The sequence below is a fragment of the Pseudomonas palmensis genome (assembly GCF_017848315.1).
Classification (GTDB): domain Bacteria; phylum Pseudomonadota; class Gammaproteobacteria; order Pseudomonadales; family Pseudomonadaceae; genus Aquipseudomonas; species Aquipseudomonas palmensis.
In genome coordinates this window covers 1-20,133 of the sequence record NZ_JAFKEC010000081.1, presented here as the reverse complement: position 1 = coordinate 20,133, position 20,133 = coordinate 1, and the positions used below count along the sequence as shown (strand labels likewise).

Below are 20,133 nucleotides of genomic sequence, written 5' to 3'. Positions count from 1 at the left end.
GGCGGGTGCGCTCAGTATCGGAACGCCTACTGCTCACTACAATCGACTTATACTGAGCCAATCGTTCACTTTGGGTGATGTATGGAGCTGATGCAGATCCGCATGTTCAAGACCGTCCACGACACCGGCAGCATTGCCCGTGCGGCCGAGGTGCTGCACTACGTGCCGTCCAACATCACGGCGCGGATCAAGGCGCTGGAGGCCGAGCTGGGCGTGCCGTTGTTCCATCGCCGCGGGCGCGGGCTGGTGATCAGTCCGGCGGGAGAAACCTTCTTGCCCTATGCCACGCAGATGCTGGCCCTGGCCGAGGCCTCCAGGCAGGCGCTGGCGCCGTCCGCCAAACCATCCGGACGCTTGCGCATCGGCGCCATCGAGTCCTCGGCCAGCGGGCGCCTGCCGCGGTTTCTGGCGCAGTACCATGCGCGCTATCCCGAGGTGACGCTGGAGCTGAGCACCGGCACCTGGTCGCAGATGCTCGACGATGTGCTCAACCACCGTCTCGATGGTGCGATCGTGGCGGTGGATGTCGAGCGCCCGCACCTGCGCCGCACCCTGATGTACCAGGAAGACCTGCTGCTGATCGGCGCACCGTCACTGGGGCCGCTGCGCAGCGCCGCGGACCTGGTGGGCAAGGCCGTGTTCATGTGGCCTGAAGGCTGTCCGTATCGGGCGGCACTGGAGCACTGGCTGCAGGCCCAGGGGCACAAGCTGCCCATCGTGGGCATCGGCAGCTACGGTGCGATAGTCAGCTGCGTCAGCGCCGGCACCGGGGTGTCACTGGTGCCGCGCGGCATCTACGAGCAGTACCGCCAGGGCGCAGGGTGGATCGGGCACGAGTTCGCCGACCTGAAGGCGGTCGACAACCTGTTCTACTGGCACGAGGGGGCGGGGCGACATCCGGCGCGGGAGGCATTCGTGCAGATGCTGCGCGATGGCCTGGCAGGGAATGTGCAAGTGGATTCGCTCAGCACCGCTGACGCCGCGGGTACGTAGAACCTGGCGTCGGATCATGGCATGATGCCATTACTTTTTATATTGATATTCACTCGATGAGCGCCCCGTCTGTGTCAACGATGTCCTTGCTGGTGTGCGATGACTCCATGGTGGCCCGCAAGCAGGTCCTGCGCGCGCTGCCCGCCAACTGGCCGGTAACGGTTACCGAGGCCAGCGACGGGCGCCAGGCCATGGACGCCATACGCCGCGGCCTGGGCCAGGTGGTGCTGCTGGACCTGACCATGCCCACCATGGATGGCTACCAGGTGCTGGCTGCGCTGCGTGACGAAGGCCTGAGCCCCAAGGTCATCGTGATCTCGGGCGATGTGCAGGAAGAGGCCGTGCGCCGGGTGCTGGACCTGGGCGCGCTGGCGTTTCTGAAAAAACCCTTCGACCAGGACGAGCTGCGCCGCCTGCTGGCCCAGCTGGGGCTGTTGGGTGAGCGCTCGGCGACACCGCTGGCCGGCGCGGCGACTGCCGTCATCGGCTTTCGCGAGGTGTTCAGCGAAACGGTCAACGTCGCCATCGGCCGCGCCGCGGCCCTGATCGCCAAGGTGCTGGGCGTGTTCGTGCAGTTGCCGGTGCCCAGCGTCAACCTCTTCGAGGTGGGCGAGTTGCACATGGCGCTGGCCGACGCGGGCAGCAGCCAGCGGCTCACGGCAATCTGCCAGGGCTTCATCGGCAGCGGCATCGCCGGCGAGGCCCTGCTGATGTTCCACGATTCGGAAATCGCCGACATGGCCAAGCTGATGCGCCACCAGAGCATCGAGTATTCCGACATGGAGCTGTTGCTGGACTTCTCCAGCGTATTGATCGGTGCGTGCCTGAGCAGCATTGCCGAGCAGATCGACGTGGTGTTCTCCCAGGGCCACCCGCAGATCCTCGGGCAGCACGGCACCATCGACGAGCTTATCCAGGTCAACGGCCAACGCTGGCAGAAAACCCTGGCGGTCGAGATCAGCTACAGCCTGGAAGGGCACGATATCCGTTTCGACCTGCTGTTGCTGTTCACCGAAGACTCCATCGAGCGCTTGACCCATAAACTTGCCTACCTGATGAACTGAGCCCATGCGCGATCCTATCGACCTGAAGGAATTTCACTGGCTGCTGAGCATCGTGCAGAGCATCGATGTGGGCGTGGTGGTGCTCGACCGCGAACATCGGGTGCAGGTGTGGAACACCTTCATGGAAAACCGCTCGGGGGTGCAGCCCAGGGATGCCTACAACCAGTGCTTCTTCAGCCTGTTCCCCGAGGTCGACCGGCAATGGTTCAGCCACAAGGTGGACAGCGTCGCGACCCTGGGCACCCCGGCTTTCACCATCTGGGAGCAGCGCCCGTACCTGGTGCGGTTCAAGAACTACCAGCCGATCACCGGCCAGGTGGATTTCATGTACCAGAACACCACGCTGCTGCCGTTGCGCTCCACCGACAGCGAGATCCGCCAGATCTGCCTGGTGATCTACGACGTGACCGATGTGGCCACCAACCGCCACCAGTTGCAGGCCGCCAACGCGCAGTTGCAGAAGCTGTCCAGCACCGATTGCCTGACCGGGCTGTACAACCGCGGGCATTGGGAGGAGTGCCTGCAACTGGCGCATGCGCGCAATCAGCGCTATGGCAATGCCACCAGCCTGGTGATGTTCGACATCGACCATTTCAAGCGAGTCAACGACACCTATGGTCACCCGGCGGGCGATGCCGTCATTCGCCAGGTGGCCAGGGTGGTTCGCGAGCAGATCCGCGACAGCGACGTGGCCGGCCGTTACGGTGGCGAAGAGTTCGGCGTGGTGCTGACGGACACCGACAAGGCCGGCGCGCTGATCTTTGCCGAGCGCCTGCGCAAGGCGGTCGAACGCCTGAGCGTCAGCCATGAGGGGCAGGACATCCGTTTCACCATCAGCCTGGGCGTAGCCGATCTGAGCCATCCCTCCAGCAGCCACGCCGAACTGATTGCCTGGGCCGACCATGCGCTGTACCTGTCCAAGCACGGCGGGCGCAACCGGGTGACGGTGCATGAACCCGCGGTGGTGGCGGGCTAGCTCACCTCAAGGCGCAGGAGCAGGCCTGATATTTCAGTTGATAATCATTCGCAATTGAATGCAGAATAGCGGCCCTCCCAACCCGCTCCTGCCTTCAATGGTCGTCGCCGTGTCCTGCCCCAGCGATAAACTCCAGTTGTACCTTTCCCACCGTGCTGCGCTGGTCGACTATTCGGCACCCATCGTCGGCTGCCGTGCTCAAGCCGAGGACGTGGTGCAGGAGGCCTGGCTGCGTTTCTGCGGGCAGGCCGACGCCGGTGCGCAGTTGGGCAACCCGGTGGGGTACCTGTACCGCATCGTGCGCAACCTGTCGTTCGACCTGCTGCGCCGCACGACCCTGGAAAACCGCCAGCCCGATGGCGGCGAACGGCTCGATGAGCTGCCGTCGAGCGCACCGTCGCCGGAGCATCAGGCCCTGCACCGCGATCAGTTGCGTGTGCTGCAGGACGCCCTGGCGCTGCTGCCGGAGCGGGCGCGGCAGGCCTTTCACATGCACCGCTTGCAGCACATGACTTTTCAGGAAATTGCCGCCCGCTTGAATATTTCGACTAGTCTGGCGCACCAACTGGTGCGTGACGCACTGACCCACTGTGCGGAGCATCTGGCCGATGACTGATACCACCCCGTCTTGCCGAACGCCCGGCTCGCTGAAGGACGACCCGGTGTGGCAGGCCGCCATGGACTGGCTGCTGCAATGCAATGCCGAACCGGACAACGTGCTGCTGCACCAGGCCCATGCGCGCTGGCTGGCCGCTGACGAACGCCATGCGGCGGCCTGGCGCAAGGTGCAAAAGGTCTGGATGCTGAGCGCCGGCATCGACCCGCTGGAGCCACCAACGGCGCACCAGGTGCCCGCCGCACCGCGCATGGCAGCCCGCCGGCGCAGTTGGCCACGCCGGGCGCTGGCGGCGAGCGCGCTGGCGGCCTGCGTGCTGTTGCTGGTGGGGCGTGCACCGCCGGCCGACTACAGCAGCACGGCGGGCGAGCACCGGCAGGTGCGCCTGAGCGACGGCAGCCACATCGAACTGGGCAGCGACAGCGCCATCCGCGTGGCGTTCGAGCCGGGTGCGCGTGCGGTCACGCTGCTCAGGGGCCAGGCATTCTTCGAGGTCAGCCATGACGCCGCGCGGCCCTTCACGGTGCAGGCCGAAGACGTGAAGGTGACCGTCACCGGCACGGCGTTCGATGTGGACCTGAGCCGCAGCGCGGTGTCGGTAGCAGTGCAGAGCGGCTCGGTGCAGGTGCGTGACAGGCGCGGCGAACTGGCAGTGCCGGCGCTGGGTGCGGGCGACAGCCTGCGCGTGGGGCTGAACCAGGGCCCGGCGCAGCGCAGCCGGGTGCAGCTGGAGCAGGTTGCGGCATGGCGCCAATGGCAGTTGCTGGTCAACGACCGTCCATTGGCCGAAGTCATCGAGCAACTGCGTGCCTATTACCCCGGCGTGTTGCTGCTGCAGGACCGTGCCCTGGGCCAGCGGCGCATCACCGCGTCGCTGAACCTGCGGTCGCCAGGTAGCGCGCTGCAACTGGCCATCGCCCCGCTGGGCGGGCAGCTGACGCAATGGGGGCCGTACATCACGGTCATCCGTGAGCGCGCTTCGCCGCCTGGGAAAAAATAAATTCACGAAGTTCTGGAAATTCCCCATCGCCGTTCGTTTATTGCCCCGCTGAGTTAATCGTACAGATTCTCATTTACAGGCGCGTATCGTTCGCGCCGCACGGGGAGTTCACCAGAGCATGTCCATTCGCACCCAAGAGTCGTTGCAGGGTCGTCGGCGCAGTGCGCGCCTGCTATTGCTGTCAGTGGGGCTGGCAGTGTCGTTGCCGGTGCTGGCCGATGACGAGCCGGCGCGCCACAGCATCGATATCGCGCGCCAGCCGCTGGGCTCTGCGCTGATGGCGCTGGGGCAGCAGACCGGCCTGCAGATCAGCGTCGAAAGCCAGTTGCTGGGCAACCTCAGTGCCCCGCCGGTGCGTGGCGAGCTGAGCGCCGATCAGGCGCTGGCGATCCTGCTCAAGGGCAGCGACCTGGAATGGGTGCATATCGGCGACGACGCGCTGCTGCTGCAACGGGTGGTGCGTCCGCGTGCCGACCAGATCCAGCTGGAAAACACCAAGGTCCGCGAACGGGCGCTGCTGCCACAGGGTGAAACCCATATCGATCGCGAGCTTATCGAGGCAATGCCGGCCGGCAACGGCGACATCACCAGCCTGCTGCGCAGCCATCCCAACGTTCAGTTCGACGACAACCAGCTCAGCAGCAAGACACCCGGAGAAATCGCCCCGGCCAACATCAGCATCAACGGCGCGGCGTTCTACCAGAACGCCTTCCTGGTCGACGGTATCAACATGAACAACGACATCGACCCGGCCGAAGACCGCGTGCAGTTGCTGGACAGGGTGCCGGGGCGCAGCCAGGGCCTGGCGCTGGACACCGACCTGCTGGAGAACATCACGGTTCTGGACAGCAACGTGCCGGCCGCCTATGGCGGCTTCAACGGTGGGGTGATCGACGCCCAGACCCGCGCCCCGACCAAGGCCCTGCACGGCAAGTTCTCGGTACAGACCACGCGCTCGGCCTGGACCAAATACCACATCGACGAGACGGAAGAGCAGCGCATGGAGAACTCCGGCTCGCCCGACGAGCAGCCCGAGTTCGACAAGGTCATCGTGCGCGGTACCTTGCAAGGCCACCTGACCGACACCTTCGGCCTGATCGGCAACTTCAGCCAGAAGCGCTCGACCATTCCGCTGAGCCTCTACTCCTACAACAACGTCGAAGAGATGGGCTATCACAAGGAGAAGCAGGAGCGGCGCATCGACAACTACTTCCTCAAGTCGGTGTGGCAAGCCAGCGACCGGCTCACCGTCGAGACCAGCGTGACCCACGCGCCCGAAGAGAGCCATTACTTCCGGGCCAACGTCGCCAACTCCGGCTATGACAACAAGGTTGGCGGTACCCAGTTGAACCTGCGCACCGTGTGGGACGGCGACCTGGCCCGCGTCGAACAGACCCTGGCCTGGAGCCGCCAGGAACAGAGCCGCACCTCGGACTCGGCCGACTACTGGACCTGGCGCAAGTCGACCACCAAGGACTGGGGCATCGGCAGCAAGACCACCGCCAACACCCTGGAGGGGGGCTGGGGCGATATCGAACAGCAGCAGCGCACCTGGCAGTACAAGCTCAATGCCGACTGGCGCAGCTTCGACTGGCTGGGCGCCATTCACCGCCCGCAGACCGGCCTGGAGTTCTCCCGCCAGTACGTACGCTACGAGCGCCTCACCGACAGCAGTACCTATGTGGCCCCGGCCGCCACCAACAGCTGTACCAACAGCGCGGGGGTGACCGATACCGTTGCCTGCAACATGGGCGAGACCGTCAGTGGCTGGGCCGGCCAGTACATGAAGAGCCGCACCCGCTATGCCCCCGGCGAATTCGATTTCACCACCACCACCTGGGGCAGCTGGGTGCAGGACGAGATCACCCTGGGCAAGCTGACCCTGCGCCCCGGCGTGCGCGTGGACAGTGACGACTACATGGACAAGACCACCTGGGCACCGCGCTTCTCCCTGGAGTACGACGTGTTCGGTGACCGCACCACCTTGCTCAGTGCCGGTGCCAACCGCTACTACGGCCGCAGCGTCACCAGCTGGCAGTTGCAGGACGGGCGCAACCGCCTGCGCTTCAACGAAACCCGCGCGAGCCTCGACAAACCCTGGGTGACCAAGTCCAACGGCAGCAACCAGACGCTGTTCAATCAGCTCGACATCCCCTATGACGACGAGCTGATGCTGGGCGTGGTGCAGCAGTGGGCCGGCATCGAGTACGGCCTCAAGTACGTCAACCGCAAGGGCCGTGACCAGGTGGTACAGGTGTCCGGGCGCACCCTGGGGCAACCGTCCACTGACCCTGACCTGGCCAGCAACTACACCACCTACACCAACGACGGCAAGAGCGAGACCGACACCTACACCCTGACCGTGACGCCGATGCAGCGCTGGACGCTGCTGGGCACGCAGACCGGCGGCCAGCTGGCGCTGAACTGGACCGACAGCAAGGCTTCCTCGCCCAGCTACGTGCAGGCCGACGACACCTACTACCAGAACGACGTGATCCAGTACCAGGGCAGTTTCATCAACTACCAGGACCGCCCGGCGACCAACTACAACCGACCGTGGACGGCGCGCCTGACCACCATCACCGACATCCCCCAGGCCAACCTGCAGTGGAGCAACTTCTGGCGCTACCGGGCCGGCTACAAGCGCATCGGCGACACCGGGCGCAACGTCGATTACAGGGGCACCTCGGTGGATGTGTGGGAAGAGCAGAAATTCGACGCGGCGCTGACCTGGGACACGCGTCTGGGCTGGCGTATCCCCACCGCACGGGACCAGGCCATCTTCGTCAACGTCGACGTGTTCAACGTGCTCGACAAGAAGTCGGTCAATGCCAACGCCACGGTCAACAGCAATTCGGTGTCGACCTATGAAGTGGGTCGCCAGTACTGGCTGGAAGTGGGGTACACCTTCTGAGATGCGCCTGTTCCTGATTGGCATCGCACTCATGCTGGCCAGCCCGGCCCTGTGGGCGCAGCACCACGCACCCCTGTGTGCATCGGCTGATGCGGCCTGCCTGCGCGAGGCCTACAGCCGCCCGCCGGCACACTGGCCGGCGCCGCAGGTGGACGCCGGCGTGGCCTGGCAGGAGCTGGGGCCACTGCCCGAGCGTGCACCCTCGCCTGCGCACAACCCCTACACCGAACAGAAGGCAGCGCTGGGGCGCACGCTGTTCTTCGACCCGCGCCTGTCGCGGTCGGGGCAGATCGCCTGTGCCTCGTGCCACGAGCCGGACCTGGCGTTCGCCGATGGGCGCCGGGTGTCGTTCGGGCATGGGCGTGCGCCAGGCCGGCGCAATGCGCCGAGCGTGGTCACCAGTGGCCTGGCCCCACAGCTGTTCTGGGATGGCCGCGCCGACAGCCTGGAAACCCAGGCGCTGATGCCGGTCGTCGATCCGGCGGAAATGGCCTTCAGCGTCGACGAACTGGTGGCCCGGTTGCGTGCCAGCGCCGATTACCCGGCACTGTTTGCCGTGGCGTTTCCCGGGCAGGCGCTGGGTGCCGAGCAGATTGCCGCAGCCCTGGCGACGTACCAGCGCGATCTGTTGCGGGTCGCGCAGCGCACGCCGTTCGAGCGCTTCCTGCGCGGTCGCACTGCTGCGCTGAGTGACCAGCAGCTACACGGGCTGCACCTGTTTCGCACCAAGGCGCGCTGCATGAACTGCCACTTCGGGCCGGGAATGAGCGACCAGCGTTTTCACAATGCCGGCCTGACGTTCTACGGGCGCAGCCGCGAGGACCTTGGTCGCCATGAAGTCACCGGCCTGGCCGCGGACGTGGGGCGTTTTCGCACCCCTTCGCTGCGCCTGGTGAGCCGCACCGGCCCGTGGTTCCACAACGGTTTCGCCAGCAGCCTCGATCAGGTGCTGGCGTTCTATAACGTGGGCATGCCGCGGCCGGTGCCGAAGGCTGGGCAGCAGGGCGATCCGCTGTTTCCTGTCACCTCGGTACAGTTCGAGGCGCTGGGGCTGGACCGGGTGGAGTTGAAGGCGTTGAAGGCATTTCTGGAGGCGCTGTGAGCGGGTACTGCATTACGCGGTAGTATCACCGTCCTGGCCGGCAGGCACCGTTCGGTGCTGCGGCCGGATGGACCGTTGCAATGGTGTTATTGGAGAGGCAATCAGCGTGAACGATTCACAGATGCTCGAGGACCTGGTGTCCCGCTACCTGGCCGGCGAAAGGCCCGAGTTCGTATTCTTCTGGGGCCATCAGGTGAGCCGCAAGGGTGTCACCGCCTCGTGTTTCAGCCAGTGGTACGTGGCGCCGTTCGAGGTAGACGGGCAGTCGTACCAGTCGGCCGAGCACTACATGATGGCCGAGAAGGCGGCGCTGTTTGGTGATGAACAGACGCGGGCACGGATCATCGAGGCGACCGATCCCAATGCGGCCAAGGCACTCGGACGCCAGGTGCGCGGGTTCGACGAGGCGCGGTGGGCACAGGAGCGCTTCGCGATCGTGGTGCGGGCCAACCAGGCCAAGTTTTCCCAGAACGCGGAACTGGGGGCCTTCCTGCAGGGCACCGGCACGCGGGTGATCGTGGAGGCCAGCCCGGTGGACCGGGTGTGGGGAATCGGCCTGGCGCAGGATGACCAGAACGCCCACCGGCCGGACCGCTGGCGCGGCCTGAACCTGCTGGGCTTCGCGCTGATGCAGGTGCGCGACGCGGCGCAGGCCTGACGGCCCGCCGGCCCTGCGATCAGGGCTGGCTCGGCAAGCCGAGCCGCGCCTGGATGAACGCGACGAAGGCAGTGAGCTTGGGCAGTGACTTCTTCGAGCGTGGATACACCATCTGCACCGGTTTGTGGGCCGGTACATACGCCCCCAGAATGCTCACCAGCTCCTTGTTCGCCAGCGCGGCGGCCACCAGAAAGTCCGGCTGCATCAGGATCCCGCTGCCGGCAATGGCGGCCTGCAGCAGTACCTGGCCATCGTTGCTGCGAAGCACCGCCTGCTCGGGCCAGAACACCTCCTTGCCAGCCTGCTTGAGTGGCCAGGCAAAGCGGTTGTTCCAGGAGGTGTGGGTGAGGATTCGGTGGGCGTGGAGCGCCTCCGGTGTTGTCGGCTCGCCGGCCTTCTCGAGGTATTTCGGGGCGGCGCAGATCACCATCTGATAGGGCGGCAGGGGCTGCGAGACCAGGTTGGCGTCAACCAGCTCGGCGATCCTGAAGCCCAGGTCGAAGGCACTCTCGTAGAGGTCCACCACCTCGTTGCTCAGGATCAGCTCGACCTGAACCTGCGGGTAGCGCTGCATGAACTCGGTCACCAGCGGGCCGACCAGCGATACCCCCAGTGTCATCGGCGCGGTCACCCGCAGCAGGCCACTGGGTGCGTCGCTGGAGGCTTCTACCCGGTTGTAGGCGTAGGCGACCTGCTCCAGGGCGGTCCTGGCCTCGGCATAGAAGATGCGGCCTTCGCCGGTTATGGTCTGCCGGCGTGTGGTGCGTTGAACCAGCCGGGTGTTCAGGGTTTTCTCAAGGCTCTGGACATGCCGCCCCACCATCACCGCCGACATCCCCAGCGCGGCAGCCGCCCCGGCAAAGCTGCCGGCTTCGACCACGGCAACAAATACTTCCATCTGCCTGAGCTTGCTCATCGAGTGATCCGAGAGGTGATGATTACTAACGTTGAGTGAGCCAATTGCTAACCTGGCGTGCGTTTATTGCGCTTTAGTTTATCCCTATAGTCCGTGGCATTGAACCAGAGCACGAGGGGTCATCCCATGCGACATGTACTGAGCCAGGCGCTGGGCGCATTCGCGCGCACCGATCTGCTGCAGGGCGCCACCGGCATACAACGCGCCGAGCGTATCGAGCACCATCTGGGCCTGCCGGCCATGGGTGTCGGCCTGTACCTCAAGCGCGATGACCACATGCTTGTCGGCGGTGGCGGCAACAAGCTGCGCAAACTGGAGTTCCACCTGGGCGAGGCGCTGAAGAACGGCGTCGACACCCTGATCACCGTGGGCGGCATCCAGTCCAACCATGCGCGGTTGACGGCCGCCGTGTGCGCCCGGCTGGGGCTTGAATGCGAACTGATCCTCAGCCGTGCGGTGCCCAGGGCCGATCGCGATTACGAGCTCAATGGCAATGTGCTGCTCGACCAGCTGTTCGGGGCCAGGGTGCAGGTGCTGGACAGGGGCGCCGATGCACTGGCAGCGGCCGAGGCGCGGGCGCAGCAGTTACGTGCGGCAGGTCGCAAGGTGCTGGTCATTCCCACCGGCGGTTCCACGCCGCTTGGCAGCCTGGGCTACGCCCGTTGCGCCGAAGAGATCGTGCAGCAGGAAACCGCGATGGGCGTGCGATTCGACGAGGTCGTGGTTCCCAATGGCAGCGCCGGCACCCATGCCGGGCTTGCGGCGGGGTTCGAGGTACTGGGGCGGGGTGCGGCGAGCGTCAGGTCCTGGTCGGTGCTGGCCGACCAGCAGGCCGCGGCGGCCACGACCCTGCAGCTGACTCGCCAGGCGCTGGCCTTGCTGGGCCATGCTGCAAGCCTCGATGCGAGTGCGATCAACATCGATGGCAGCCAGTTGGGCGAAGGCTACGGGCTGCCGACCCAGGCCATGCTCGAAGCGGTGCGCCTGATGGCGCGCTGCGAAGGTGTGCTGGTGGACCCGGTGTACTCGGGCAAGGCCTTCGCCGGGCTGCTGGCCGACCTGCGACAGGGCCGCTATCGCCGCGGCGATAACGTGCTGTTCATCATGACCGGTGGTACCCCGGGGCTTTACGCCTACAGGGAAACCTTCGCCGAGCCGGTGCAAGGCGCCAGTTGCGTGGCGTCGAGATAGCCCTTGACCGCCCTTGCCACGCCAGGCGCCTGCAGGCCGATTTCGCGCAGTTGCCCGCTCAAGGGGTTGCGGTAACCGATGAAGAACAGGCCCCGCGCAACGCTCGACTGGCCGTCGTCATCCACGGTCGGCTTGCCGTCTGCCGTGAGCGCCTCGGGGTACTGGATCAGCGCCTCCAGGCCGGTGGTGTAGCCGGTGCCCGCAACGATCACGTCCATGCGCAGCGTGCAGCGCTCGGTGCGGTCGATGCCGGTGTGGGCCACGGCGCCTTGCTCGTTCAGTTCCAGCAGCGGGCCGACCACCTTGATGCGGCGCTGTTTCAGGTCGTCGATCACCGGCATGAACAGCGTCGGCGTGACACTGCCCAGCCCGGACACGCCCTGTGCCGGTGGTGGCAGGCCGTAGGCCGACAGGTCGCCGACCCAGCGCCGCGACAACCAGCTCAGCACCGCGTCGCTCGCGCGGGGCGGTAGCCGACGGATCAACGTACCCAGTGCCGCCAGCGGCACGCCGAACAGGCTCTTGGGCAGAAAGTGCGGCGCGCGCCGCACCGACAGCGTGACCGACGCGGCATGGGGTACCAGGCGGCTGGCTATCTCGCAGGACGAATTGCCGCTGCCGACCACCACCACGTGCTTGCCGGCGTAGGCACGTGCATTGCCGAAGTGCGCAGCATGCACGATCTGCCCGGCAAAGCGCTGTGCCCCCGGCCACTGCGGGATCGACGGTACGCACGAGGTACCGGTGGCGACCACCAGCGCCGGTGCGCGCCACTCGCGGCCATCACGACAGCGCACCTGCCACATCGATTGCGCCTGAAGGTAGCCGACCGATTCCACGTCGCACCCGGTCAGCACCTCGAAGCCGCCCCGGGCCGGCAGTGACGCCAGCACCCGGGCCAGGTCATCGCGGCTCGGCCAGCGGCCTGCCGCCCATGGAAAGCGCCCGCCCGGCAACCCGGAAAACCAGCGCCCGGTGTTCAGGCGCAGGCCGTCATAGTGGTTGCGCCACACGTCGCCCACGGCCTGCGTGCGCTCCAGCACCAGCGGGCGCAGGCCGGCGCGTACCAGCTCGTAGGCGCAGGACAGCCCCGCCGGCCCGCCCCCCACCACCAGCACCCTGTGCGCGTTGTCAGCCATGGGTGGCGCCGCCGGTGTGTTGCACCTCCACCGTCAGGGGCACGGGACGCATGATGGTGTCGGGGATCGGCGCGGTCGGCAGCAGCTTGGCCAGCAATGCGTCCACGCGCTCGGGTGATTCCTCGGTATCGATCGACACCTGCACCTGGATGCTTTCAAAGCCTGGGTTGCCGCTGGTCACGCCAAATGCGGCGCGAAAATCCACGCGGCCGCTCACGTCCAGCACCAGGCTGTTGACCTTGACCCCGGATGCCGACAGGCCGCCGATGTAGGTGGCCGCCAGGCAGTTGCCGATACCCGCCAGCAACAGTTCCTGGGGCGTGGCGCCCAGGCCGGCGCCACCGTAGGCGCAGGGCTCGTCGCCGTGCAGCACGGCACCGGACTTGACCTTGGTGAGGGTCTGGTAGCCCTCGGTCCACTGCACACTGGTGTGGTAGAGCGGGCGTGCGATGTCACCCTCGCCATCGGCCCGGATGCGTTCGCGAACTGCTCGGCCGGCGTTGGCCTGGAGGCCGTTGATGGTGACGCGGTGGGTGGTTTCACTCATGGTCTGTGCTCTTCAAGGGGCGGCATGGCGGTCGAATGACCGTGTGCCAATCAGTTAATCGGGAGGTCCCGTGTCGACTAGAAATGCTCGGCCAGCCGGGTTTCGTGGGTCAGAAACGCGTCCAGCCGTTCTTGCAGGTCAAGCAGTTGCGCCGAGCGCACCTGGCGCGGGCGCGGCAGGTCGATTTCCAGGATCTGGGCGATGCGGCCGTGGGGCGTGCTGGCCATCAGCACGATACGGTCGGCCAGCAGCAGCGCCTCCTGCAGGTCGTGGGTCACCATCAGCACCGTGGCGCCGCTGGTGTTCCAGGCGCGCAGCAACTGGTCCTGCATCAGGCGCCGGGTCTGTGCGTCCAGCGCCGAAAACGGCTCGTCGAGCAGCAGCAGGCGTGGCTCCAGGGCCAGTGCCCTGGCCAGGGCGATGCGCTGGCACATGCCGCCGGACAATGCCGCCGGCCGGTGCCGGGCGAATTCGGCCAGGCCCACGTCGGCAAGCAACTGCTCGGCGCGCCGGGTGGCCGCTTCACGGTCCAGCCCGCGGTTGAGCAGGGCGATGGCAATGTTTTCCACCGCACTCATCCACGGGAACAGGTTGTTCTGCTGGAAGATCAGCGCACTGTCGGGCTGGTTGCCGCTCACTGCCTGGCCGTCGTACAGCAGGTGCCCGGTGCTGGGTTGCTGCAGGCCCGCGGCGATGTTGAGCAGGGTGCTCTTGCCGCACCCGCTGCGCCCCAGCAGCACGGTGAAACTGGCGGCCTTGATATCCAGGTCACCCACCTCGACCCGTGTGCCGCCTTCGAACTGCTTGCTCAGGCCACGAAAACTCAGCGTGGCGCCCCGGCTCATGACGCCCACCCGGTGAGGCGGCGTCCGAGCAACAGCATCAGGCGATCCACCACGAAACCCACGACACCAATGGTCATCACACCCACCATCACCAACGGCATGTTGTACATCTGCTGGGCCATGATGATCATGTAGCCCAACCCGGAATTGATTCCCGCCATCTCCCCGGCCAGCACCGCCATCCATGCGCCGAAGAACGCCATGCGCAGGCTGGTCATCGCGCTGGGGGCGATTGCCGGCAGTCGCACGCGCAGCCAGATCTGTTGGCGCGTGCACCTCAGGTTGCGGGCGATGTTCAGGTACTGCGGGTCGATGGCATCCAGCGCGGCGACCAGCGACAGCGTCATGGTGCCCAGCACGGCCAGGAACACCACGAACACTGCGGCCTGTCCGCCGATGCCGATCACCGCGATGGTGAAGGGGACCCAGGCCACCGGTGAGATCGGCGCCAGGGTCTGCACCAGCGGCAGGATCAGGCGGCGCAGCAGCTTCACCTCGGTGGTGATCACCGCCAGCAGCAGCGCCACCAGGCTGCCAGCCAGCAACCCGCCGCTGACCCGCAGCAGGGTCACCAGCAAGGCCTCCAGCAAGCCGCTGCGCTGCTGCCCGAAACCCACCACCGCTTCGCCGGAAAACGCATACGGCAGGGTTACGCTAGGCGGCGGGAGCACGCGGCCATCCAGCCAGCCAGACTGCACCGCCAGCTCCCATGCGCCGATCAGCAATGCCCACGCCAGCAGGAACCACAGCGTGTCGCGCAGCGCGCCCAGATAACGCGGGGCACGGCGTGCGTCGGGTTGCCGGCTCAGGGTCAGAACGGCCTGGTTCATCCCGTCACCTGGGCAGCAGGTTGATGACGCAGGTCCAGAACCGCATCGATCGGGTTGTCGGTGAAGTAGCCCAGTTCGACCAGGTAGCCGGCGCCGCGCTTGAGGCCGGCCACGCCTACCGGGCTGATGACCGGGTTGGGCGCCTGGCGTGCCAGGGCCACCTTGAGCACCTCGTTGGATACCCCGTAGATCGGCTGCAATTGCTGGATGGCGTTGTCGAAGTCGGCTTTCATCGCAGTGGCCGATGCCTGCAGCAGTTCCAGGTAGCGTTTGAGCAGCGGCCCCTGTTCCTGGCTGGTGCGCACCTGCGTGGTGATCACGCAGTCGGCGGCCTCCGGGCCCCACACCGCGTTGGAGTCGCTCAGGTAGCGTGCGCCGGTGGTGCTGACCACGTTCTGGGCATAGGGCTGTGCCAGGGTGCACACGTCGAGGCGGCCGTTGGCGATGGCTTCGCCCATCCCGGCCATGCTCGGGAAGAAGGTCATCTGATAGTCGTTGTAGGTTTTGCCGTGGCGCGCCATCGAGCCGTAGCCCACCAGTTCCAGGGTATCCAGGCGCAGGGTGCCGACGCGCAGGCCGCTGCCTGCGGCGGCGATGAATTCATCCAGGCTGGCCACCGAGCCGTTGCGCGCCACCAGTTCGATGCCGCCTTGCCCCGAGCCACCGATGATGCGCAGCTCCTGGGTGCCCTTGGCGTAGGCGGCTGCGGTCATGGTCCAGGGCCCGTGCATCAGTTCCAGGCGACCTGCCAACAGGGCCTGCAGGGCATCGCTTGGGCTGTTGAATTGCGTCAGCTCCACCTGCAGGCCCGCCGCCGCAAAATCACCGCGCAGCTTTGCCAGCAGCAGGTGCGACACGCAGCCGGCGGGCATGTGCCCCACACGCAGCAGCGGCCCGCCGGTGGCAGCTTCGACCTTGCTGGCCGCTGCCAGCAGCGCGGTGCCGGCGGCGCTCAGCGCCAGCATGCCGCAGCCACAGGCGCACATGAACGAGCGGCGGCTCAGGTTGGACTGGAGTGCGGGCGTCGCTTGCGCGCCACTGGTGGAGAACAATCGCTGGAAAAAATCTCTCATCACACGCATCCCAAAACAGGTAGACCGATCGTTCTCGGCAGGCGCGTGAAGTATGTGAGATCTGCGATATAAGCAGAACTAATATTTTAAGCTTAGCTTATGCCCCATTAGCATATAGGCGCCGAGGCCTGCACCGGCAGCGGTGCAGGGGGCGGGCTAGGCGGCTTTCGCTTCGCGCAGCAGGGTCAGCAGGATCGAGCGTGCAACCTGTGCGCTTCTGGCGTTGCGCGAGACCATCGCGGTGGCGATGGCACCGTCGATCAGCAGCGAGATCTGCTGCGCGACCCAGGCCGGTTCCGGCAGCCCGCAGGCCGCGGCCAGTTGCTCGATGCGGTCATGCACCCGATCGAAGTGCGCCTGGGCCAGGTCACGTACCCAGCTGGAAGACTTGTCGTGTTCGGCGACGGCGTTGGTGAACAGGCAGCCGAAGAAGCGCCCGCTGGCGAACCATTCCTCGAGAAGGTCGAACAGAAAGATCAGGCGTTGCTCCGGGTCGTCGGTACGCTGAGGCAGTGCCTGGTCAAACCAGCCAAACCACATCGCTGCCTCGCGATCGAACACGGCACGCAGCAGGTTCTCCTTGGAGCCATAGGTCTCGTACAGCGTGCGCCGCGCGACCTTGGCATCGCTGAGCAGGCGCGAAACGCCCGTTGCATGAATGCCTTCACGGCAGAACAGCCGTCGCGCGCTTTCCAGCAGGCGCTCGGCGGCAACGGTCGGGGGTGTGCTTTCCATCAAAATCGGTTCCGGCTGAATCAGTTTGGTGCAGAGTGCAACTTAATGGGTGGGGTGTCATCAGGGAAAGTGCTGGAGGTTGGGTTTTCGCGGGCAGGGGGAGGGGGCAGGTGCGTAGTTTGCCCCGGGCATCATCAGGCCAGATGCACACCTGGCGGGCGGATTGCCCCTTGCACGAACTGCGCTCGCCCTAAATAATGCGATCAATTACCATTTGCATATTTAATGGCCCCCTTATGTCCGCACTCGAGCCTTTGGCACTTCACCAGCTTTATTCCGAACACAACGGTTGGCTGAAAGGCTGGTTGCGCATGCGCCTGGGCAATTCGGCCGATGCGGCGGATCTGGCCCAGGACACCTTCGTGCGGGTCATGACGGCACGCAACGCCGCGCCGATCCGAGAGCCGCGGGGCTACCTGACTGCAATTGCGCGCTCGCTGTTGATCGACAAGTCGAGGCGACGGGCGATCGAGCAGGCGTATCTGGTGGCCCTGGCGCAGAAGCCTGAACCGGTCGAGGTATCACCTGAGGTGCGCTTGTCCATTCTCGAGATGCTGGTGGCGGTCGACAGCCTGCTGGACGGGTTGGGCAAGCGTACCCGGGAAATCTTTCTGTCGGTGCAGCTGGAGGGGCAGACCTATGTGGCGGTGGCCGAACGCCTCGGGGTCTCGGTCACCACGGTGAAGAACCATCTGGTGCGAGCCATGACCGAGTGCCTGCTGCTGGCGGACAACTGATGAGCGCGGCGCTCGATCGTCGGACCCTCGAAGCTGCTGCGACCTGGTACGTGCAGCTCAACGATGCAGGGGTGGACGAGGCCTGCACCCGGGCCTGGCAGCAATGGTTGGGGGCAGATCCTTCGCACGCCGAGGCATGGGCGCGGGTCGAGGCGTTCCAGCGGCAATGGGCAACGGTACCCGCACATGCCGCCCGGTCAGGGCTGGATGCGGCCCAGGCGCAACGCCGCGAGGTATTGAAGATCCTCGGCGTGTTGCTGGCCGTCGGGGGCAGCAGCTGGATGATCGGCAAACCGCTGGCGAACCATGGCCTGTTCGCTCAGCAGAGCACGGGCGCGCGCGAGCGTCGCTCGCTGCGGCTGGACGACGGGTCGCAGCTGGAACTCAACGCCAACACCGCGCTGGATGCGAGCTTCGACGGGCAACTTCGGCTTATCCGTCTTTACCGCGGGGAGATCCTCGTGCAAACCGCCAAGGATCCTGGGCAGCGGCCGTTTATCGTCGAGACCCAGGACGGGCGCATCCACGCGCTCGGGACGCGCTTCAGCGTGCGCCAGATGACGGACCGGACCCGCGTGGGTGTGCTGCAGTCGGCGGTCGAGCTCCGTCCTCGCCGTCACCCGGAGCGGGCAGTGCGTCTGGAGGCCGGTCAGCAGGCGGCGTTCGATCCTTATCGCGCCGATCCTGCCGGTGTCTTGGCCCAGGGTTCGACCGCGTGGGTGCAGGGCATGCTGAGTGTCAACGAGTGGCGCCTCGGGGAGTTCATCGACGAGCTGGGGCGCTATCGCCCGGGCGTGCTGCGCTGCGCCGGGGCGGTTCGCGACCTGAGCATTTCCGGAGCGTTCCGTATCGACGATACAGATGCGGTCCTGGAAAACCTGACCCGGACCTTGCCGGTGAAGCTGCGTTACCTGACCCGCTACTGGGTCAGTGTCGAAGCCGTCTGAACCGTCACTGACAGAAAATACGCGGAGCACCTTGCTGATTATGATTCTCATCCGTCAATGACAGGAGCCGCGATGACAGCGGATTTCTGCCAAGACAACAGAAGGATCATTTCATGCCCCAGCTTTGCTTCTCCCCCTCGATCTCATTGCCCCGCGCAGTGCGCCTGGCGATGTTCGGCCTGACGATGGCGAGTGTGCCGGGGGTGGTGCTGATGCCTGCTGCGGCTCACGCCCAGAGCCGTATCGCCTACCACATCGGCGCAGGCCCGCTGGGTAGCGCGCTGACCCAGTTCGGCGTGCAGGCGGGTGTGACGATTTCCTTCGATCCGCGGCAGATCCACGCGCTGACCACCCCGGGCCTTGATGGTGCCTATGGGGTCGATGAGGGGCTGGCGCTGCTGCTGTCCAACAGCGGCTTGCGCGCTCAGCGCCAGGCCAATGGTGGGTATCTGCTGGTCCAGGACGGTTCCTCGGACGCGGTCGTGCTCGGCGCCACCACCGTCAACGGGCAGGGCCTGGGCGCCACGACCGAGGGCACCGGTTCGTACACCACGGGTTCGACCAACACGGCGACCAAGCTCGCCCTGAGCCTGCGGGAAACACCGCAGTCGGTGACGGTGATCACCCGCAAGAGGATGGACGACCAGAACATCCAGAGCCTGGACGACATCGCGCGCACGGCGACCGGTATCACCCTCACCAAGATCGGCACTGATCGCTCCACCTATTACTCGCGCGGCTTCGAGATCAGCGACCTGCAATATGACGGCATTCCGACCAACATCTCGGAAAACTACTCCATGGACGTCATGTCCACCTCGAACATGGCCATCTATGACCGCGTCGAGGTCGTACGCGGCGCCAACGGCCTGATGCAGGGCACGGGCAACCCGTCGGCGGCGATCAACCTGGTGCGCAAACGGCCGACCCAGGACTTTCGTCTGGGCGCGGAGCTGGGGGCAGGCTCCTGGGACAACTACCGTGGCCAGGTGGATGTTTCCGGGCCACTGACCCCTACGGGCAATGTTCGCGGCCGTGCAGTGGCCTACTACAACAACGCCAACAGCTATCGCGACGGCTCCGAGCGTGACAACCAGTTGCTGTACCTGGTGGGGGAGGCGGATCTGAACGATTCCACCGTACTGACGGTGGGCGCCACTCTCCAGAAAGACAACCAGAACGGCTATGACTGGGGCGGCTTGAACACTCGTCGTGACGGCTCCTTCTATCCGCTTTCGCGTTCCACCAACCTCAACGGCAAGTGGGCCCATCTGGATCGCAACAACTACACGCTGTTCAGCGACCTCACGCACACCTTCGACAACGAGTGGAAGTTGACCCTGGCCATGAATGCGATCTGGTCGGACGCCGACTTTCTCTCCGCGTACCCGAACCGGGTAGCGGGCGACAACTATCGCATGACCGTCTCCCAGGCCGATTACGAAGACACCCAGTTCGCCCTGGACCTCTATGCTACCGGGCCCTTCGAGCTGTTCGGGCGCAAGCATCAGTTGATGCTCGGGGCCAACACGCGCAAGGACGAGTTCGACGCGGTGATCAAGAGCGCCACCAACAACCCGACGATCGACATCACCGACTTCGACTACAGTGCCCTGCCCAGCCCGATCCTCAATGCTATCGGCGCAGACTACAACTACACCCGCAAGGAGCGCGGCCTGTATGGTGCCTCGCGCTTCAGCCTGACCGATGACCTGAGCCTGATCGTCGGTACGCGGGTGAGCTGGTCGGACTACAAGGTGGCCAGCCCCTATACCAATGACCAATACCGGGAGAATGGCCGGCTGGTGCCCTATGCCGGGCTGGTGCTGGACCTGGACAAGCACCACACC

At 65.7% G+C, this 20,133-nt stretch carries 19 protein-coding genes; 12 read left to right on the top strand and 7 right to left on the bottom strand.

The genetic code is table 11. The features are described 5' to 3' along the window. Positions 1 to 81 precede the first annotated feature (81 nt). The 8 genes from JZZ72_RS25970 to JZZ72_RS25935 all read left to right on the top strand — a co-directional run bounded on the left by JZZ72_RS25970 (position 82) and on the right by JZZ72_RS25935 (position 9,323). Positions 82 to 993, top strand: coding sequence for a LysR family transcriptional regulator (locus tag JZZ72_RS25970; protein WP_054916414.1), 912 nt, complete (start codon positions 82 to 84; stop codon positions 991 to 993). Between the two features lie 56 nt (positions 994 to 1,049). Beyond that, positions 1,050 to 2,057, top strand: a complete 1,008-nt coding sequence (locus tag JZZ72_RS25965) for a response regulator (protein WP_043861873.1) — start codon at positions 1,050 to 1,052, stop codon at positions 2,055 to 2,057. A 4-nt stretch (positions 2,058 to 2,061) separates the two neighbouring features. Next, a complete protein-coding gene (locus tag JZZ72_RS25960; protein ID WP_123753515.1) occupies positions 2,062 to 3,033 on the top strand; it encodes a sensor domain-containing diguanylate cyclase in 972 nt (323 codons plus the stop codon). Positions 3,034 to 3,130: 97 nt separating this feature from the next. Next, entirely contained in the window at positions 3,131 to 3,649 is a 519-nt protein-coding gene (locus JZZ72_RS25955; RefSeq protein ID WP_043861871.1) for a sigma-70 family RNA polymerase sigma factor, read from the top strand. After that, positions 3,642 to 4,649: a FecR family protein gene (locus JZZ72_RS25950; protein WP_213086037.1), complete on the top strand. Its 1,008-nt coding sequence runs from the start codon at positions 3,642 to 3,644 to the stop codon at positions 4,647 to 4,649. The genes JZZ72_RS25955 and JZZ72_RS25950 overlap by 8 nt, the downstream gene beginning before the upstream one ends. Positions 4,650 to 4,767: 118 nt before the next feature. Then, positions 4,768 to 7,563, top strand: a complete 2,796-nt coding sequence (locus JZZ72_RS25945; RefSeq protein ID WP_082405794.1) for a TonB-dependent receptor — start codon at positions 4,768 to 4,770, stop codon at positions 7,561 to 7,563. A gap of 1 nt (position 7,564) precedes the next feature. Next, the gene (locus JZZ72_RS25940; protein ID WP_210015390.1) at positions 7,565 to 8,665 is read left to right on the top strand and encodes a cytochrome-c peroxidase; all 1,101 of its coding nucleotides are present in this window, start codon (positions 7,565 to 7,567) and stop codon (positions 8,663 to 8,665) included. Between the two features lie 106 nt (positions 8,666 to 8,771). Further along, a complete protein-coding gene (locus JZZ72_RS25935) occupies positions 8,772 to 9,323 on the top strand; it encodes an NADAR family protein (protein ID WP_054916411.1) in 552 nt (183 codons plus the stop codon). Between the two features lie 19 nt (positions 9,324 to 9,342). Here the strand turns inward: JZZ72_RS25935 and JZZ72_RS25930 are convergent, their stop codons facing one another. Next, positions 9,343 to 10,239 (bottom strand): LysR substrate-binding domain-containing protein, encoded by an 897-nt coding sequence (locus JZZ72_RS25930; RefSeq protein WP_054916410.1) that lies wholly within the window; start codon positions 10,237 to 10,239, stop codon positions 9,343 to 9,345. A gap of 126 nt (positions 10,240 to 10,365) precedes the next feature. Here JZZ72_RS25930 and JZZ72_RS25925 point away from each other — a divergent pair, with 126 nt between their 5' ends. After that, positions 10,366 to 11,430, top strand: coding sequence for a D-cysteine desulfhydrase family protein (locus JZZ72_RS25925; RefSeq protein WP_210015389.1), 1,065 nt, complete (start codon positions 10,366 to 10,368; stop codon positions 11,428 to 11,430). On the opposite strand, the gene JZZ72_RS25920 is transcribed toward JZZ72_RS25925, so the two are convergent. The 6 genes from JZZ72_RS25920 to JZZ72_RS25895 form a co-directional block, all read right to left on the bottom strand. Next, positions 11,373 to 12,569: a flavin-containing monooxygenase gene (locus tag JZZ72_RS25920; protein ID WP_058541904.1), complete on the bottom strand. Its 1,197-nt coding sequence runs from the start codon at positions 12,567 to 12,569 to the stop codon at positions 11,373 to 11,375. The genes JZZ72_RS25925 and JZZ72_RS25920 overlap by 58 nt on opposite strands. Next, complete coding sequence (locus JZZ72_RS25915; protein WP_043863935.1) at positions 12,562 to 13,116, bottom strand: OsmC family protein; 555 nt, start codon at positions 13,114 to 13,116, stop codon at positions 12,562 to 12,564. Before JZZ72_RS25915 ends, JZZ72_RS25920 begins: the two co-directional genes overlap by 8 nt. Before the next feature lie 77 nt (positions 13,117 to 13,193). Next, on the bottom strand, positions 13,194 to 13,961 hold the full coding sequence (locus JZZ72_RS25910) for an ABC transporter ATP-binding protein (protein WP_043863934.1): 768 nt from the start codon (positions 13,959 to 13,961) through the stop codon (positions 13,194 to 13,196). Further along, on the bottom strand, positions 13,958 to 14,791 hold the full coding sequence (locus tag JZZ72_RS25905) for an ABC transporter permease (RefSeq protein ID WP_043863933.1): 834 nt from the start codon (positions 14,789 to 14,791) through the stop codon (positions 13,958 to 13,960). The genes JZZ72_RS25910 and JZZ72_RS25905 overlap by 4 nt, the downstream gene beginning before the upstream one ends. After that, positions 14,788 to 15,864 (bottom strand): ABC transporter substrate-binding protein, encoded by a 1,077-nt coding sequence (locus JZZ72_RS25900; protein WP_058541932.1) that lies wholly within the window; start codon positions 15,862 to 15,864, stop codon positions 14,788 to 14,790. The genes JZZ72_RS25905 and JZZ72_RS25900 overlap by 4 nt, the downstream gene beginning before the upstream one ends. Before the next feature lie 156 nt (positions 15,865 to 16,020). Next, positions 16,021 to 16,599 carry a TetR/AcrR family transcriptional regulator gene (locus JZZ72_RS25895; protein ID WP_043863931.1) on the bottom strand — a complete coding sequence of 193 codons (579 nt, stop codon included), beginning with the start codon at positions 16,597 to 16,599 and terminating at the stop codon, positions 16,021 to 16,023. A gap of 236 nt (positions 16,600 to 16,835) precedes the next feature. Here JZZ72_RS25895 and JZZ72_RS25890 point away from each other — a divergent pair, with 236 nt between their 5' ends. The 3 genes from JZZ72_RS25890 to JZZ72_RS25880 all read left to right on the top strand — a co-directional run. Then, the gene (locus JZZ72_RS25890; RefSeq protein ID WP_043863930.1) at positions 16,836 to 17,336 is read left to right on the top strand and encodes a sigma-70 family RNA polymerase sigma factor; all 501 of its coding nucleotides are present in this window, start codon (positions 16,836 to 16,838) and stop codon (positions 17,334 to 17,336) included. Then, on the top strand, positions 17,336 to 18,283 hold the full coding sequence (locus tag JZZ72_RS25885; RefSeq protein WP_058541903.1) for a FecR domain-containing protein: 948 nt from the start codon (positions 17,336 to 17,338) through the stop codon (positions 18,281 to 18,283). The genes JZZ72_RS25890 and JZZ72_RS25885 overlap by 1 nt, the downstream gene beginning before the upstream one ends. Before the next feature lie 113 nt (positions 18,284 to 18,396). Continuing rightward, positions 18,397 to 20,133, top strand: a 1,737-nt coding sequence (locus tag JZZ72_RS25880; protein ID WP_236066337.1) for a TonB-dependent siderophore receptor, incomplete at its 3' end; no start/stop codon positions are given.

Excerpts from the sequence above, each read along its gene's own strand:
- JZZ72_RS25960 (WP_123753515.1), top strand. The coding sequence starts at position 2,062 with ATGCGCGATCCTATCGACCTGAAGGAATTTCACTGGCTGCTGAGCATC.
- JZZ72_RS25955 (WP_043861871.1), top strand. The coding sequence starts at position 3,131 with ATGGTCGTCGCCGTGTCCTGCCCCAGCGATAAACTCCAGTTGTACCTT.
- JZZ72_RS25885 (WP_058541903.1), top strand. The coding sequence starts at position 17,336 with ATGAGCGCGGCGCTCGATCGTCGGACCCTCGAAGCTGCTGCGACCTGG.
- JZZ72_RS25910 (WP_043863934.1), bottom strand. The coding sequence starts at position 13,961 with ATGAGCCGGGGCGCCACGCTGAGTTTTCGTGGCCTGAGCAAGCAGTTC.
- JZZ72_RS25945 (WP_082405794.1), top strand. The coding sequence starts at position 4,768 with ATGTCCATTCGCACCCAAGAGTCGTTGCAGGGTCGTCGGCGCAGTGCG.
- JZZ72_RS25920 (WP_058541904.1), bottom strand. The coding sequence starts at position 12,569 with ATGGCTGACAACGCGCACAGGGTGCTGGTGGTGGGGGGCGGGCCGGCG.
- JZZ72_RS25895 (WP_043863931.1), bottom strand. The coding sequence starts at position 16,599 with ATGGAAAGCACACCCCCGACCGTTGCCGCCGAGCGCCTGCTGGAAAGC.
- JZZ72_RS25905 (WP_043863933.1), bottom strand. The coding sequence starts at position 14,791 with ATGAACCAGGCCGTTCTGACCCTGAGCCGGCAACCCGACGCACGCCGT.
- JZZ72_RS25925 (WP_210015389.1), top strand. The coding sequence starts at position 10,366 with ATGCGACATGTACTGAGCCAGGCGCTGGGCGCATTCGCGCGCACCGAT.
- JZZ72_RS25965 (WP_043861873.1), top strand. The coding sequence starts at position 1,050 with ATGAGCGCCCCGTCTGTGTCAACGATGTCCTTGCTGGTGTGCGATGAC.
- JZZ72_RS25940 (WP_210015390.1), top strand. The coding sequence starts at position 7,565 with ATGCGCCTGTTCCTGATTGGCATCGCACTCATGCTGGCCAGCCCGGCC.
- JZZ72_RS25970 (WP_054916414.1), top strand. The coding sequence starts at position 82 with ATGGAGCTGATGCAGATCCGCATGTTCAAGACCGTCCACGACACCGGC.
- JZZ72_RS25890 (WP_043863930.1), top strand. The coding sequence starts at position 16,836 with ATGTCCGCACTCGAGCCTTTGGCACTTCACCAGCTTTATTCCGAACAC.
- JZZ72_RS25950 (WP_213086037.1), top strand. The coding sequence starts at position 3,642 with ATGACTGATACCACCCCGTCTTGCCGAACGCCCGGCTCGCTGAAGGAC.
- JZZ72_RS25915 (WP_043863935.1), bottom strand. The coding sequence starts at position 13,116 with ATGAGTGAAACCACCCACCGCGTCACCATCAACGGCCTCCAGGCCAAC.
- JZZ72_RS25930 (WP_054916410.1), bottom strand. The coding sequence starts at position 10,239 with ATGAGCAAGCTCAGGCAGATGGAAGTATTTGTTGCCGTGGTCGAAGCC.
- JZZ72_RS25900 (WP_058541932.1), bottom strand. The coding sequence starts at position 15,864 with ATGAGAGATTTTTTCCAGCGATTGTTCTCCACCAGTGGCGCGCAAGCG.